The organism is Paraburkholderia lebeckiae, from assembly GCF_050436225.1.
Classification (GTDB): Bacteria; Pseudomonadota; Gammaproteobacteria; order Burkholderiales; family Burkholderiaceae; genus Paraburkholderia; species Paraburkholderia tuberum.
Window position 1 is genome coordinate 3,495,783 of the sequence record NZ_JBNDLU010000002.1, and the last position, 14,698, is coordinate 3,510,480.

The 14,698-nt window shown below is 61.3% G+C and carries 15 protein-coding genes, 1 tRNA gene and 1 pseudogene; 10 read left to right on the forward strand and 7 right to left on the reverse strand.

The genetic code is table 11. From position 1 onward, the window contains the following. Positions 1-5 precede the first annotated feature (5 nt). A complete protein-coding gene (mutM, locus tag OKW45_RS30665; protein ID WP_184002541.1) occupies positions 6-836 on the reverse strand; it encodes a bifunctional DNA-formamidopyrimidine glycosylase/DNA-(apurinic or apyrimidinic site) lyase in 831 nt (276 codons plus the stop codon). Positions 837-923: 87 nt separating this feature from the next. Here mutM and OKW45_RS30670 point away from each other — a divergent pair, with 87 nt between their 5' ends. The 8 genes from OKW45_RS30670 to hisC all read left to right on the forward strand — a co-directional run bounded on the left by OKW45_RS30670 (position 924) and on the right by hisC (position 8,183). Then, positions 924-2,765: a tetratricopeptide repeat protein gene (locus OKW45_RS30670; RefSeq protein WP_429472803.1), complete on the forward strand. Its 1,842-nt coding sequence runs from the start codon at positions 924-926 to the stop codon at positions 2,763-2,765. Next, positions 2,765-3,397: a lipoprotein insertase outer membrane protein LolB gene (lolB, locus tag OKW45_RS30675; protein ID WP_429472804.1), complete on the forward strand. Its 633-nt coding sequence runs from the start codon at positions 2,765-2,767 to the stop codon at positions 3,395-3,397. The genes OKW45_RS30670 and lolB overlap by 1 nt, the downstream gene beginning before the upstream one ends. A 91-nt stretch (positions 3,398-3,488) precedes the next feature. Continuing rightward, positions 3,489-4,370 (forward strand): 4-(cytidine 5'-diphospho)-2-C-methyl-D-erythritol kinase, encoded by an 882-nt coding sequence (gene ispE / locus OKW45_RS30680; protein ID WP_018419346.1) that lies wholly within the window; start codon positions 3,489-3,491, stop codon positions 4,368-4,370. 52 nt (positions 4,371-4,422) lie between these two features. Beyond that, a tRNA-Gln gene (locus OKW45_RS30685) sits at positions 4,423-4,499 on the forward strand. Positions 4,500-4,561: 62 nt separating this feature from the next. Continuing rightward, entirely contained in the window at positions 4,562-5,518 is a 957-nt protein-coding gene (locus tag OKW45_RS30690; RefSeq protein ID WP_018419345.1) for a ribose-phosphate pyrophosphokinase, read from the forward strand. Positions 5,519-5,681: 163 nt separating this feature from the next. Next, a complete protein-coding gene (locus OKW45_RS30695; protein ID WP_018419343.1) occupies positions 5,682-6,299 on the forward strand; it encodes a 50S ribosomal protein L25/general stress protein Ctc in 618 nt (205 codons plus the stop codon). A gap of 148 nt (positions 6,300-6,447) precedes the next feature. Next, entirely contained in the window at positions 6,448-7,053 is a 606-nt protein-coding gene (gene pth / locus OKW45_RS30700; protein ID WP_018419342.1) for an aminoacyl-tRNA hydrolase, read from the forward strand. Between the two features lie 50 nt (positions 7,054-7,103). Further along, positions 7,104-8,183, forward strand: coding sequence for a histidinol-phosphate transaminase (hisC, locus tag OKW45_RS30705; RefSeq protein ID WP_429472805.1), 1,080 nt, complete (start codon positions 7,104-7,106; stop codon positions 8,181-8,183). Between the two features lie 78 nt (positions 8,184-8,261). Here the strand turns inward: hisC and OKW45_RS30710 are convergent, their stop codons facing one another. The 3 genes and pseudogenes from OKW45_RS30710 to OKW45_RS30720 form a co-directional block, all read right to left on the reverse strand. After that, positions 8,262-8,519 carry a YfhL family 4Fe-4S dicluster ferredoxin gene (locus OKW45_RS30710; protein WP_018419340.1) on the reverse strand — a complete coding sequence of 86 codons (258 nt, stop codon included), beginning with the start codon at positions 8,517-8,519 and terminating at the stop codon, positions 8,262-8,264. Between the two features lie 33 nt (positions 8,520-8,552). Further along, positions 8,553-9,323 (reverse strand): hypothetical protein, encoded by a 771-nt coding sequence (locus tag OKW45_RS30715; RefSeq protein WP_239499027.1) that lies wholly within the window; start codon positions 9,321-9,323, stop codon positions 8,553-8,555. Between the two features lie 1,069 nt (positions 9,324-10,392). Continuing rightward, positions 10,393-10,689: pseudogene (locus OKW45_RS30720) on the reverse strand (hypothetical protein); the annotation flags it as partial. A gap of 93 nt (positions 10,690-10,782) precedes the next feature. Here OKW45_RS30720 and OKW45_RS30725 point away from each other — a divergent pair. Then, a complete protein-coding gene (locus tag OKW45_RS30725; protein ID WP_187619205.1) occupies positions 10,783-11,130 on the forward strand; it encodes a winged helix-turn-helix domain-containing protein in 348 nt (115 codons plus the stop codon). 210 nt (positions 11,131-11,340) lie between these two features. On the opposite strand, the gene OKW45_RS30730 is transcribed toward OKW45_RS30725, so the two are convergent. The 3 genes from OKW45_RS30730 to rsmD form a co-directional block, all read right to left on the reverse strand. Beyond that, entirely contained in the window at positions 11,341-11,817 is a 477-nt protein-coding gene (locus tag OKW45_RS30730; RefSeq protein ID WP_429472806.1) for a hypothetical protein, read from the reverse strand. Positions 11,818-11,974: 157 nt separating this feature from the next. Then, positions 11,975-12,484: a pantetheine-phosphate adenylyltransferase gene (gene coaD, locus OKW45_RS30735; RefSeq protein WP_062125937.1), complete on the reverse strand. Its 510-nt coding sequence runs from the start codon at positions 12,482-12,484 to the stop codon at positions 11,975-11,977. Positions 12,485-12,584: 100 nt separating this feature from the next. Further along, complete coding sequence (rsmD, locus tag OKW45_RS30740; RefSeq protein ID WP_018419335.1) at positions 12,585-13,199, reverse strand: 16S rRNA (guanine(966)-N(2))-methyltransferase RsmD; 615 nt, start codon at positions 13,197-13,199, stop codon at positions 12,585-12,587. 250 nt (positions 13,200-13,449) lie between these two features. Between rsmD and ftsY the strand changes: the two genes are divergently transcribed. Beyond that, positions 13,450-14,601: a signal recognition particle-docking protein FtsY gene (gene ftsY, locus OKW45_RS30745; protein ID WP_429472807.1), complete on the forward strand. Its 1,152-nt coding sequence runs from the start codon at positions 13,450-13,452 to the stop codon at positions 14,599-14,601. Positions 14,602-14,698 lie beyond the last annotated feature (97 nt).

Sequence of the window (14,698 nt, forward strand, 5' to 3'; positions counted from 1 at the left end):
AGAATCTAGCGCTGGCAAGTGGGACAGAAGTACGTAGAGCGTTGTCCCTGCACGATCTGTTTGATTGGCGTTCCACACACGCGGCATGGCAGGCCCGCGCGATCATAGACGAAGTAGTCGAGCTGAAAATAGCCGCTTTCGCCGTCGCTGCCGACGAAATCGCGCAGCGTGCTGCCGCCCTTGTCGATCGCGGCGGCGAGCGTCACGCGCACGGCATCGGCCAGCAGTTCATAACGCACCAGCGACACGCGGCCCGCCGCGGTGGTCGGCCGGATGCCCGCGCGAAACAGACTCTCCGACGCGTAGATATTGCCCACGCCGACCACGATGTCCCCCGCCAGCAACGCCTGCTTCACCGACACCTTGCGCCCGCGCGTCGACCGATGCATCAGCGCGCCCGAAAAAGCCGGCGAGAAAGGCTCGACGCCAAGGCTCGCGAGCAGCGGATGTTCAAGGATGTCGCCTGCTTCGCGCGGATGCCACAGCACCGCGCCGAAGCGGCGCGGATCACGATAGCGCAGGATAAAGTCGTCGAAGATCCAGTCGACATGATCGTGCTTCGCCGCGGCCGGCGGATGCGGCACATGACGCAGAACGCGCAACGTGCCCGTCATGCCGAGGTGCACGATGAACCACCCTGCGTCGATTTCGAACAGCAAATACTTGCCGCGTCGCTCGACTTTGCGCACCACGTGGCCACGCAAGGTTTTCGCAAGGTGGGCCGGAATTGGCCAGCGCAGCGCGGCCGTCCGCACGTCGACGCGCTCAACCTTGCGCCCGGACACATACGGTTCGATCCCCCGTCGGGTAACCTCGACTTCTGGCAACTCTGGCATGGCTGATTGGTCTGCTACTTGCGTGAGTGGTTGTGCGCGTATTGTAGCGAGCGCGTTACAATCGACTGAAACATTGAACGGATTTCCATGAACGTGTCCTTCGTGAAGCTGCTTTCAAAGCGCCGCGCGCGCGTGTCCAACGTGCCGCTCGCCGTGTTCGCTCGCCGGATGCTCGGTGCAGCCGCGCTCGGATTGTGGGCGCTGGCCGCCGTGCCCGCGCATGCGCAGGACCCGTCGCCGGATTCCGACGACACGTCGGTCACGATGCCGGACCCGCTGGGTCCGGCAACATCTGAAGAAGAAAAGTCGCTGCCCGGCGTACCGCTGTCGAGCCAGATCGTCTTCCAGGTGCTGGCCGCCGAGATCGCGCTGCAGCGCGACCAGCCGGCACCGGCCTATCAGACCTACCTCGCTCTCGCGCGCGACACTCACGACCCGCGCATGGCGCAACGCGCCACCGAAATCGCGCTGGCCGCGCAAAGCCCGTCGGACGCGCTCGCCGCCGCGCAACTGTGGCAACAGTACGCGCCGAGTTCGGAACGCGCCGCCCAGCTCGACGCGTCGCTGCTCGTGCTGTCTGGCAAGCCTGACGATGCGTCCCCGATCCTGTCGCAAGAACTGGCGAAGATACCCGAGGAAAATCGCGGCAGCGCGATCCTCGCGCTGCAACTGCTGTTGTCGCGCGGCCCGAACCGCGTCGGTGGCCTGCACGTGTTGCAGGACCTGCTGAAGAACGACATGAACCGGCCGGAGGCGCAACTGGCCCTCGCACGTCAGCAGTTGCTGGCCGACGACGCGCCGGGCGCGCACAAGTCGCTCGAGCAGGCGCTCACGATCAAGCCTGACTATCTGCCGGCGGCGTTGATGCTGTCGCAAATGGGTCCGGAGGAGCGCAAGGAAGGCATCGCGTCGCTCGAAAAGTACGTGCAGCAGAATCCGAAATCGCATGACGCACGGCTCGCGCTGGCGCAGATGTATCTTGCCAGCGACCGTCTCGACGACGCGCAGAAGCAGTTCGAGCTCATGCGCAAGACAAACCCCAACGACTTGACACCGCTGATGGCACTCGCGCTGATCAAGATCCAGCAGAAGAATCTCCCCGAGGCGCAGACGTATCTGATGCAGTACGCGCAGCAGGCCGAGAAGACGCCGGGTGCCGATGCGGGCCAGGCCTACATCTACCTCGCGCAGCTAGCGCTCGAACAGAAGAATGAGGCGGGCGCGAGCGACTGGCTGAACAAGATCTCTCCAGCGAGTCAACAATACCTGGCCGCGCAGATTACCCGCGCGCAACTGCTCGCGAAACAGGGCAAGACCGAAGAGGCGCGCCAGTTGCTCTCCAACTTGCAGACCTCCGATCCGCGTGATGTGGCGCTGATCGCGCGCACCGATGCGGCGATCCTGTTCGACGCGAAGCGCTACCCCGAGGCCGAAGCGCGTCTGGAGCAAGCCACGGCGAACTTTCCCGACGACCCCGACCTCACCTACGACTACGCAATGGCCGCCGAGAAAACCGGCCATTACGACGTCATGGAAGCGCAGTTGCGCAAGCTGATCCAGACGCAGCCGGACAATCCGCAGGCGTATAACGCGCTCGGCTATTCGCTCGCAGATCGCAACCAGCGCCTGTCAGAGGCGGACAAGCTGGTCGAGAAGGCCTCGGCGCTTGCACCGAACGATGCGTTCATCATGGACAGCGTCGGCTGGGTCAAGTACCGGATGGGTAATACGGCCGATGCGATCAGGCTGCTGCGCAAGGCATACAGCCTCCAGCCGAACGCGGAAATCGGCGCACACCTCGGCGAAGTGCTGTGGAAGGCCGGCGAGCAGGAACAGGCGCGCGCCGCGTTTCGCGAGGCTCGCAAGCTCGAACCCGACAACGAGACGCTCGTCAAAACGTTGCAACGTCTTCAGGTAAACAATCTTTGATGCGTCTTTCCCGTTTGATTTCTTTTTCCCGGGCGCCTCGCGGCATCGCGGTTAGTTTCGCGGCGGCGGCGGTTGTCGCGTTGGCCGGCTGCGCGTCGGTGAAGCCGCGGGGGCCGTCCACGTCGAACGCCGCCACCGAAGTCACCGCGCAGACGAGCCGCTCGTATCAGGGCCGCTTCGCGATCCAATACAACGATCAGAACGGCCAGCAGCGCAACGCTTACGGCAATTTCTCGTGGCAGGAAACGGGCGACACGGTCACGCTGCAGTTGCGCAATCCGCTTGGCCAGACGCTGGCCATCGTGACTTCGTCGCCGGCTTCGGCCACGCTCGAATTGCCGAACCGCCAGCCGCTCACCGCCGATAACGTGTCGACGCTGATGCAGAACGCGCTCGGCTTCACGCTGCCGGTCGAAGGGTTGCGCTACTGGCTGCAACCATCGCCGGCGCCGACTTCGCGCGCGAAGACCGAGAAGGATCCGGAGCAACCGTCGCGCCTGAAGCAGATCACCCAGGACGGCTGGACGATCGACTATGTGGCCTATGCCGATGCGCCAGCCACCGGCGTGAAGCGCCTCAATCTGAGCCGCTCGGAGCCGCCACTTGACATCAAGCTCGTGCTGGATCAGTGAGTCGTTCTTGCTGGCGCCTTTTGTCACAGCATCCGCTCACGTAACCTTGCTACCCGTTTGGGGCGCCACAGTGGCGCAGTAGCCTTCACTCATGATCGAAACAACCAATTCGCTGCGCGACTGTCTCGCGCCAGCGAAACTCAATCTCTTCCTGCACATCACCGGCCGTCGGCCGGATGGTTATCACACGCTGCAGACGGTCTTCCAGTTGCTTGACTGGGGCGACACGCTGCACTTCACGCGACGCGACGACGGTCTCATCACGCGCCGCACCGAAATCGCCGACGTGCCACCCGAGCAAGACCTGACCGTACGCGCCGCGACGTTGCTGAAGGTACATACGGGCTCCCGCGAAGGCGTCGATATCGGAATCGACAAGCGCCTGCCAATGGGCGCGGGTCTCGGCGGCGGCAGTTCCGATGCGGCGACGACGCTGCTCGCGCTCAATCGTCTGTGGAAGCTCGATCTGCCACGTCAAGAGTTGCAGGATCTTGCGTTGAAGCTCGGCGCGGACGTGCCTTTCTTTGTATTTGGAAAAAATGCGTTTGCAGAGGGTGTCGGAGAATCATTAGACGTTGTACAATTGCCGCCGCGTCACTTCCTGGTAGTGACGCCGAGGGTGCAGGTTCCGACTGCAGCGATTTTTTCCGAAAAAGCGTTGACAAGAGATACAAAGCCCCTCAAAATTACGGACTTTCCTGCAAAACGCAGCTGCAACACTGAATGGCCAGAAAGCTTCGGCCGGAATGACATGCAGCAGGTTGTCGTAGGAAAGTACGCGGAAGTAGCGCAAGTGTTGCGGTGGTTTGAAAGCATCGCGCCAGCGCGGATGTCCGGATCGGGTGCCAGCGTTTTTGCAGCGTTCCGTAGCAAAGCTGAAGCAGACGCGGCGCAAGCCAAACTGCCCGGCGAGTGGAACAGTGCAGTAGCAGCGGGCTTGGATCAGCATCCACTCTTTGCTTTCGCGTCATAAGTTTTGCATCGTCGAACGAAACTCCACGTTCGGCGGAGCTCAAAGTTAGTGTAGGGGAGTCGCCAAGCTGGTTAAGGCACCGGATTTTGATTCCGGCATGCAAAGGTTCGAATCCTTTCTCCCCTGCCAAAAATTCTCGCAGTTCGCTGTAGTTCGCATTTCTCCCGCCCCCAGCCTGAAGTAGGTGCACGATGAGCAGCCATGACGGCCTGATGGTTTTTACTGGCAACGCAAATCCCGCGCTTGCACAGGAAGTCGTCAAAAACCTCGGTATTCCCCTCGGCAAAGCAATGGTTAGCCGTTTCTCGGACGGCGAAATCCAAGTCGAGATTCAGGAAAACGTGCGCGGCAAGGATGTCTTCGTCCTGCAATCCACGTGCGCGCCGACTAACGACAATCTGATGGAACTGATGATCATGGTCGATGCGCTCAAGCGCGCATCCGCAGGCCGGATCACCGCAGCCATTCCCTACTTCGGTTATGCCCGTCAGGATCGTCGCCCGCGTTCGGCGCGCGTCGCCATCTCGGCTAAGGTCGTGGCGAACATGCTGGAAATCGCCGGCGTCGAGCGGATCATCACGATGGATCTGCACGCCGACCAGATTCAAGGCTTCTTCGACATCCCGGTCGACAACATCTACGCAACGCCCGTGCTGCTCGGGGATCTGCGCAAGCAGAACTACGACAACCTGATGGTAGTTTCGCCGGACGTCGGCGGTGTGGTCCGCGCCCGTGCATTGGCGAAGCAACTCAATAGCGATCTCGCGATCATCGACAAGCGTCGCCCGAAGGCGAACGTCGCCGAAGTGATGAACATCATCGGTGAAGTCGAAGGCCGCACCTGCGTGATCATGGACGACATGGTCGACACGGCAGGCACGCTGTGCAAGGCCGCGCAAGTTCTGAAGGAACGCGGCGCGAAGCAGGTATTCGCGTACGCTACCCACCCGGTTCTGTCGGGCGGCGCGGGTGAGCGTATCGCCGCTTCCGCACTCGACGAACTCGTTGTCACGGACACGATTCCGCTCGGCGAAGAAGCCCGTTCGTGCGCGAAGATCCGTTCGCTGACGAGCGCCGGTTTGCTCGCCGAAACGTTCTCGCGCATCCGCCGCGGCGATTCGGTGATGTCGCTGTTCGCTGAAAGTTAAGCATTTGCGAAGACGCCGCGTACCGCTTCATGCGACACGCGGCGTTTTTGCACAATCGGCATGAACGAACGAAGGTTCATGCCGCTATCCTGGGCCTCAGCCATTACGGCTTCGAGGCCCTGTTTTTACTGCCTGGTCGCGGGCAGTGCATTGGAGATTCAACATGAAAGTAGTCGCTTTCGAGCGTTCCCTGCAAGGTACGGGTGCGAGCCGCCGCCTGCGTAACTCGGGCAAGACCCCGGGTATCGTTTATGGCGCTGGTGCTGACACGCAACTGGTCGAACTCGATCACAACGCCCTATGGCACGCGCTGAAGAAAGAAGTTTTCCACTCGTCGATCCTCGATCTGGAAGTGGCAGGCAAGTCGCAACAGGTTCTGCTGCGCGACGTGCAATACCACCCGTTCCGTCAGCTCGTGTTGCACGTGGACTTCCAGCGCGTCGACGCGTCGAAGAAGCTGCACACCAAGGTGCCGCTGCACTTCTTGAACCAGGAAACCAACCCGGCAGTGAAGCTGTCGAGCGCGGTGATCTCGCACGTCCTCAACGAAATTGAAATCGAGTGCCTGCCGTCGGCACTGCCGGAATTCATCGAAGTCGACCTCGCGAAGATCGAAGCCGGTCAATCGGTTCACGCGAAAGACATCCCGCTGCCGGCAGGCGTGGCACTTGTCGCCCACGTCGACGCGGAAAACCCGGTGGTCGCTGCTGCAACGATCCCGGCTGGCGCAATCGCTGAAGACGCAGCTGCTGCTGAAGGCGGCGAAACGCCGGCCGCTTAAGAGCCTTCCGGTTCGAAGCAAGCAATCCTCTCGATCCGTTTCCTATGAAACGGTCGATGTGACCCGCCGAGGTTCGCCCTGGCGGGTTTTTTTTCGGCTTTTTTAGTCCGGTACGTTTCACTTCCGGACTTGGTGGACTCACGCAATCATGATCAAGCTGATCGTCGGGCTCGGCAATCCGGGCGCCGAATACACCGCGACGCGTCACAACGCCGGCTGCTGGCTGGTCGATCAACTCGCGCGCGAGGCTGGCACCGCGCTGCGCGACGAGCGGCGATTTCACGGCTTTTACGCGAAAGCGCGGTTGCATGGCGAGGAAGTGCATCTGCTCGAGCCGCAGACCTACATGAACCGCTCTGGTCAATCGGTCGTCGCGCTCGCGCAATTCTTCAAGATTCTTCCCGACGAGATTCTCGTCGCGCACGACGAGCTCGACATGCCACCCGGCAGCGTCAAGCTGAAGCTCGGCGGCGGCAGCGGCGGGCATAATGGGCTGAAGGACATCAGCGCGCATCTGTCGTCGCAGCAATACTGGCGGCTGCGGATCGGCATCGGCCATCCGCGCGATCTGATTCCCGAGAGCGCGCGCGCCGGCGCGAAGCCGGACGTCGCGAACTATGTGCTGAAGCCGCCGCGGCGAGAAGAGCAGGAGGTCATCGACGCGTCGATCGAACGCGCGCTCGCGGTGATGCCGCAGATCATCAAGGGCGAGCTCGAACGCGCAATGATGCAACTGCATCGCAATAACCGCTGACGCGCGCCGCATCCATCGACACCCGCAATCGACCCCGCAAGGAGAATCGCTTGAGCCGCTATTGGAGCGACATTGTTCACCGTCTGACGCCGTACGTGCCGGGAGAGCAGCCCGCGCTCGCGCATCCGGTGAAGCTGAATACCAACGAGAATCCGTATCCACCGTCGCCGCGCATACTAGACGCGATCCGCCGCGAGCTCGGCGACACGGCCGAGGCACTGCGCCGCTATCCCGATCCTAGCGCACGCAAGCTGCGCGAAACGGTCGCCGCGTATCACGGCATTCGCGCCGAGCAGGTGTTCGCGGGCAACGGCTCGGACGAGGTACTCGCGCTAACGTTCCAGGCCTTGCTCAAGCACGACAAGCCGCTGCTGTTTCCCGACATCACTTACAGCTTCTATCCGACCTACGCGAAGCTGTTCGAGGTCGACTACCGGACCATCCCCCTCGACGACATCTTCGCGATCAACGTCGACGACTACACGGTGCCCAACAGCGGCATTCTGTTTCCGAATCCGAACGCGCCGACCGGCCGGCCGCTGCCGCTCGCGGAAATCGAGCGCCTCGTTGCGAGTCATCCTGATTCGATCGTGGTGATTGACGAAGCGTATGTCGATTTCGGCGCCGAGTCGGCGATTGCGCTGATCGAGCGCTATCCGAATCTGCTCGTCGTGCAGACCGTGTCGAAGTCGCGTTCGCTCGCCGGCATGCGCGTCGGCTTTGCGTTCGGCGATCCTGCGTTGATCGATGCGCTCAATCGCGTGAAGGACAGCTTCAATTCGTACCCGCTCGACCGCCTCGCGCAAGTCGCGGCCACCGCCGCCTACGAAGACGACGCGTGGTTTCGCGAATGCTGCGCGAAGGTGATCGCGAGCCGCGAACGGCTTGCGGCGGAATTGACCGCGCTCGGTTTCGAGGTGGTGCCATCGGCCGCGAATCTGCTGTTCGCGCGGCATGAGGGGTATGACGCGGCGACGCTCGCGTCGCGGCTGCGGCAAAAGGAAATTTTCGTGCGGCATTTCAACGCGCCGCGCATCGACCAGCATTTGCGGATCTCGGTCGGCACCGACACCGAATGCGACATACTGCTCGACGCTTTGCGCGGCATTTTCAGCGCTTACGTCGGATAACGGAAACGCCGCCCCCAAAAGAAAACGGCGAAGGCCCGCAGGCCTTCGCCGTTTTCTTTTGCGCGTCACCCGCGAACGTCAGGTGCGCTTGGCGGCCTGCAAGGCGTGATATTTCGCCATCAAACCTTCGCGCGTTTCCAAGTGGTTCGGGTCACGCGGAATGCACTCGACCGGACACACCTGAATGCATTGCGGCTCGTCGAAATGACCGACGCACTCGGTGCACTTCTTCGGGTCGATCACATAGATTTCCGGGCCCATCGAAATCGCGTCGTTCGGGCACTCGGGCTCGCAGACGTCGCAATTGATGCACTCGTCGGTAATCATCAGGGCCATTCTGCCACCCACTTTCCTAGACAAAACAATACATTATAGCTTTTTCGCCCTCGCACGGCCGCGCAATCCCGCGCCAGGATCGTGGACGGCTGCGCTTCTCGGCCAGGTAGCCTTCGTCGCAAACTGGTTGGCGTATGCGCTGTTCAACGCCAACTGGATGCTGAACATGCCATTCGACACGCGGGAATTGCCGGGCTGTTTCGGCAACAAGGCCAGCAGTGCCTTCATCACATACAGAATGATTAGCGCCCCGGCGAGGTCACCCACAAACATCGTGAAGAAGCTTTCGAACCAGTTCTTCGTCGTACCGACCAGTGCGAACCACAGGTGGTGAAACAGCGCATTTGCTCCCGAATAGGCGACAGCCAGAACAAGCAGCCGCTTCGGCGTCAGGTTCGTCAGCGATGCGCGCAGATCGAAATACTCGAGCGCAAACCGGTAGACCAGATACGGTGCCAGTGACCCAAGCAAAGCGCCTGCTATTGCACGCACCGGGTCATGCGGAAACCAGTACAGAAAGTCTGTAATCAGTCCGGCAAGCAGCAGGCCGATTGCACCATCGAACCCAACCAGCAATGTGCTGAGAAGCCGAACACCAGACGGCAGGAAAATCCAGTTGACGCCTCGCACGAAAGACGTGTGCGTAAACACCTCCTGATTGACCCACAGCGACGCCAGGAACGCGATCAGGGTCCCAGCGATCGACCAAAAATGCAAACGTAAGCTAGACATTGCGGTGAGCCATCCTCGGTTGCTTTTGCCGAATGCATCATAGCGTGCCCGTATGGCGTTCCGCGAGCACAAGCAGCAGGCTTTCGTTCACAGATATCGTGACGCTCACGGAAAAAATTTCGCGAGGCCCTCAAGTTCTGCGCGACGCGGCCGAAAAACCATGTATAGCTTTATGCCCGGCTCGACTAGCATGCAGAGCAGCGTCCATATTGATATGCTTTTTATAGCGATGAACCTGAGAGAACAGACTGGAACGGAACGCGCTATCCAGACGAACCGGTCGCTATCGGCACGCCGACCAGTAGGCCGTCCGCCTGCTGCATGGCTCGCGTGCTATCCCGTCTTTCAAGATGCGTTGCTCGGCTGTGAAACAAGGTTGGGGGCGCTTCCTGACTTCGTCAGGCGCGCTGCTTTGGAAAGACTGGGTGGCTCCAATTATTCGTGTGTGCCCACTTCAGTACTTGATGAAGTCCGCGCCTCTTACCTGGAACTTCGCAGCACATGCGTCGCAGAAGAAGTACGTCGATACTTGTCTGATACCGAGGACAGTCTGCTGGCGTCACACGAATCGTCGGACGCCCTTGAAACCCTGGCGGCGGGAATGCCGCGGATGCTGGTTCCGCCTGTCGCTCGCCCTCCGTGTCTACTGAGTTCTGGCAACGGAATGTTTCTCGGGGGCTGGGCGCGGTTTGTTGCGTACTGGTGTCGGAAAGACCCAACGATTCCGTTACTCGCGGTAGATTGGCCGATCCTCTATGGGCACGTAGCGGCCTACAGCCTTCGCCACTTGATCGACGATCATAGTGTTGCATCGAGCGGTTGAATCCGCGTGCGGAAAGCAGCCAATCGTCCTCCAGCGATGGCTCGAGCTGATCACCCGCACGAACCTTGCCAACGCGGGACTTTATCGTTATAGTTTTTATAACGGCCAAACCTGAGAGAAATGGTTCGCGTGGAATGCGCTGTCCGGACCGACCGGTTTTCTGGCTCGCGCCGACCGGTCGGTTACGTTTTATCGGTTGCATAACGGCAAAAGCCCATGCTCAACCTGCTTTTTCCTTTTATACCCATGCAAAAGAGAACGATGCCGTACGCTGAGCGCGCCGGACGAATCGCCGCCACACATCAAGAGGAAGCTTTGGCGATACACCGCATACGGCGCCACCGTAGCGATGATTCCGGCGGCGATTGACAGCACAGGGTCGTACGGGAAGAAATAGAAGAGGTCGACGAGCAAGCTCGCTAATAGCAAGCCAATTGCGCCATCGCCCCCATGAAGCAAGGTGCTCAATAGTCTGACTCCTGACGGCAGGTAGATTCAGTCCACGCCCCGGACGAACTCGATGTGCGTGAAGACTTCCTGATTGATCCAGAGCGACAGCGCGAACGCGATTGCCGTGCCCGCGACCGGGAGCAAATGCAAACGTAAGCTGGACATGGAGATAAAATAGGGAAGCCCGGTTGTCGCTGGGCAGCATCAAGGTTCGCTTTTCGCGCTCGGGTGAGCGGCGTTTTCGTTGGAGCGATGGTCATGGGCCGCCCTGCTGATATCTATCTTCGATTTCTTCAATTGACCGAAGCACTGCGAGGTCTTCCCTCACTTCCCGCGCTCGATCCGCTCGAAGAAAAGATCCTGGAGTTCGTCGCTCGCATGAGGCAAAAAAACGAACGCCTGTCGGTTCGAGACATGATGGCCCAAAGTGCGCTGGGGTCGCCGGCTACCTTGCATGCCCGTATCACGTCAATGCGCGAAAAGGGCTGGCTCCTGCTCAACGACACCGAAGACGCTCGCCGCAAACAGGTCGAGCTGACGCCCGCGGCCCTCCGGCACTTCGACAAACTTGCCGAGGCGTTCACCAAAGCCGCAAAGGGAAGCTGACATTGTTCTGCTTCGGTTAAGCCGGCACTATCCGGTTAGGACAAACTCCTCATTCCTATTGCAATGCCCGTCTGGTTGCTCCGCCCCGGCAATTCCACGTATGCGGCATCTGTCACCCTGTTGAAATCCATCGTACCGTACCGGTGCGCTTCGTCAGTTCATACTCGGCGAATTGGACAAAGGTATATCGATTGCCCACGCCCGTATCGATCAACCCGTTTCGTTTTGCGAATGCCGCCAGCCGGCATAGAGCTTCACCCGGCACAACTCGTACATGGCATTGACGTTGAAAATCTTTTGGTGGTTATTCGTGTCGTCGCGAAGCTGCTGGACGCCGGCCGCAACATTGAACGGACCATCAGAATTGGAAGCGAGGAAGTTCGCGAGGCTTCCGGCCGGGAAGTGACCCGGTATCTGCCCCGAGAAGCCATTGGCGCCGCTTATCTCGTTGCTGCGGAACGAGTGCATCGCGCCGGATGTACAGCCGATCGAACTGGCCTGCGTACCAGATCGAGTTTTCGGCCGCGAGCCCCGCTTCGAGTGCCCACGGCAGTCGTGACTTTTTCCGGATAGGGTTCCGTAGGAACCTGACAAGCCGGCTTGACAATTGATGATCGCCCCGTTTGCGATGAAGAGACGATTCTTGTTCTTCGCATCATCATTGACATCACTGCTTGCGCGAACCATCGAATACACCGATGCCCGTGCGTAACGACAGGATCGACGTTCGCCGCCAATACGGCTCGCCAACATTACTTGGAACAGCCGACTGATGCACCTGGCGCCGATCACCGAGGCCTGGCCGGTCTTGATCCGTCAAAACCGGCATTCGCGCGACTCAGGCTCACGTCCCCTGAGCGCCGTCCTGCGGATCCAGCGAAGCGACCTTCTCCTTCAGCCATTTTTCCACGGACGGGAACACGAACTTGCTGACGTCGCCGCCCAATTGCGCGATCTCGCGCACGATCGTGCCCGAGATGAACTGATACTGATCGGACGGCGTCATGAACATCGTCTCGACGTCGGGCAGCAGATAACGGTTCATGCCCGCCATCTGGAACTCGTACTCGAAGTCCGACACCGCGCGCAGCCCCCTGACGATCACCCGCGCGTTGTTGGTCCGCACGAAGTCCTTCAGCAGCCCCTTGAAGCTCATCACCTGGACGTTCGGATAGTGGCCGAGTACCTCGTGCGCAATCGCGAGGCGTTCCTGGAGAGTGAAAAACGGCTTCTTGGCACGGCTGTCGGCCACACCCACCACCAGCGTGTCGAAAATGCTCGACGCGCGCCGAACGAGGTCTTCGTGACCGCGCGTCAGCGGGTCGAACGTGCCCGGGTACACGGCGACTACCATGAGACTTCTCCTCTCTTCAGACAAAAGGGCACATCCGGGCGACACATTTCGCACCGGCGCGGATGACGATAAACCGCCCGGCCCTTTTTTGGAACGCGCATTATTCCTTATTTTCGCGCTGCAGCAAATGAAAGTGCACAGCGCCCGCTTTGCCCTGCCGCACGAGTTTCCAGCCTGACAGCAGCTCGTGAGCGGCCGGTTCGAGCGCTTCGCCGGCCTCCACATAAAGATAGCCGTCGGCGCGCACGAGCGGCACGGCCACCGCGAGCGCCTTGCCGAGCAGGTGGGCATCGAACGGCGGATCGAGGAACACGACGTCGAACGAGCCTGGCGCGAGACTCGCCGCAAGACGCAGGCCGTCCGCCTCGGCGATTTCGATCATGCGCGCATCGAGCCGCTGCTGGTTTGCGCGCAACTGGCTGGCAGCGCGCGCATGGCGCTCCGCCATCAGCACGCGAGCGGCGCCGCGCGACGCGGCCTCGAAGCCGAGCGCCCCACTACCAGCAAACAAATCGAGGCAGTGCTGGCCGTCCAGACGCTGGCCGAGCCAGTTGAACAGCGTTTCGCGGACGCGGTCGGGCGTCGGGCGCAAGCCGTCCAGATCGAGCACGGGCAGCGGCGTGCGTTTCCAGTCGCCGCCGATGATGCGAATGGCATGCGGTTTGCCACTTTTGGACGAAGCGCCAGCGGCGCGTGAAGGTGCTAAACGAGGCATGCAGTATCGTGCAGTTTCAGCTAGGTGATGAACACGCCCGCGGCGTCGATGCGCGCGGGCCGGAGCGCTCACGTTACCACAGGGGTGGCGCGCGTCCAGCCTGGCCGAGCGGCCGATACGACGCGCCACGGCACGCCTGATAAAATGTGCGGCTGCCAGCGCCCCGCCTTTTCGCATCCCGGCGCTGCCCACCGCTTCGCCGGTCCCGTGCCGGCTGCGCGCATCGGCGCGCTCTCCCATACGTCAGATCATGTTCAGCTTTTTCAAACGATTCAAGGGCTCGAAAGAGTCCGATACCGCCGCAGACGAATCGCTGGCGGCGCAAGACGGCGCGGCACCCGAGGCCGAGGCCGCACCCGTTGCGCCCGCCGAACCCATCGAGCCTAACGCGCCCCCCGTTCCGCCTGCGGCCACGACCATCATCGAGCCGCAGCCCGAGCCGCCAGAGGCCGTGCTCGATACCGTTGAAATCGTCCCACCGCCCGTGCAGGACGTCGGCGCGAAGCGCTCGTGGCTCACGCGCCTGAAGAGCGGCCTCGCGAAAACCAGTTCGAACCTGACCGGCATTTTCGTCGGCACGAAGATCGACGAGGACTTGTACGAGGATCTCGAAGCCGCGCTGCTGATGTCGGACGCCGGCGTCGAGGCGACCGAATTCCTGCTCGAAGCGCTGCATGAGAAAGTGCGCAGCGAACGCCTGACGGATCCCCTGCAGGTCAAAACCGCCTTGCGCGCACTGCTCGTCGAATTGCTCAAGCCGCTCGAAAAATCGCTGATGCTCGGCCGTGCGCAGCCGCTCGTGATGATGATCGCCGGCGTCAACGGCGCGGGCAAAACCACGAGCATCGGCAAGCTCGCGAAGCATCTGCAGAGCTTTGACCAATCGGTGCTGCTCGCCGCCGGCGACACGTTCCGCGCCGCCGCGCGCGAGCAACTCGCGGTGTGGGGCCAGCGCAACAACGTGACCGTGGTCGCACAGGAAAGCGGCGACCCGGCCGCGGTGATCTTCGACGCGGTCGGCGCCGCGCGCGCGCGCAAGATCGACGTGTTGATGGCCGACACGGCCGGCCGCCTGCCCACGCAACTGCATCTGATGGAAGAACTGCGCAAGGTGAAGCGCGTGATTGGCAAGGCGCAGGACGGCGCGCCGCACGAAGTGCTGCTCGTGATCGACGCGAACACCGGCCAGAACGCGCTCACACAGGTCAAGGCGTTCGACGACGCGCTCGGACTCACCGGCCTGATCGTCACCAAGCTCGACGGCACCGCGAAGGGCGGCATCCTTGCGGCGATCGCGCGGCAGCGGCCCATTCCGGTGTATTTCATTGGCGTCGGCGAAAAGGTCGAGGACCTGCAGCCGTTCAGCGCGGAGGAGTTTTCGGACGCGCTACTGGGCGGCTGATCGCGTGATCGTTGCGGCGCTCGCGGCGAACCAAAGGAAAAGGGCACTCCGCGGAGCGCCCTTTTTTCGTTTCAAGCTGCCGTCGACGTGTCAGCGA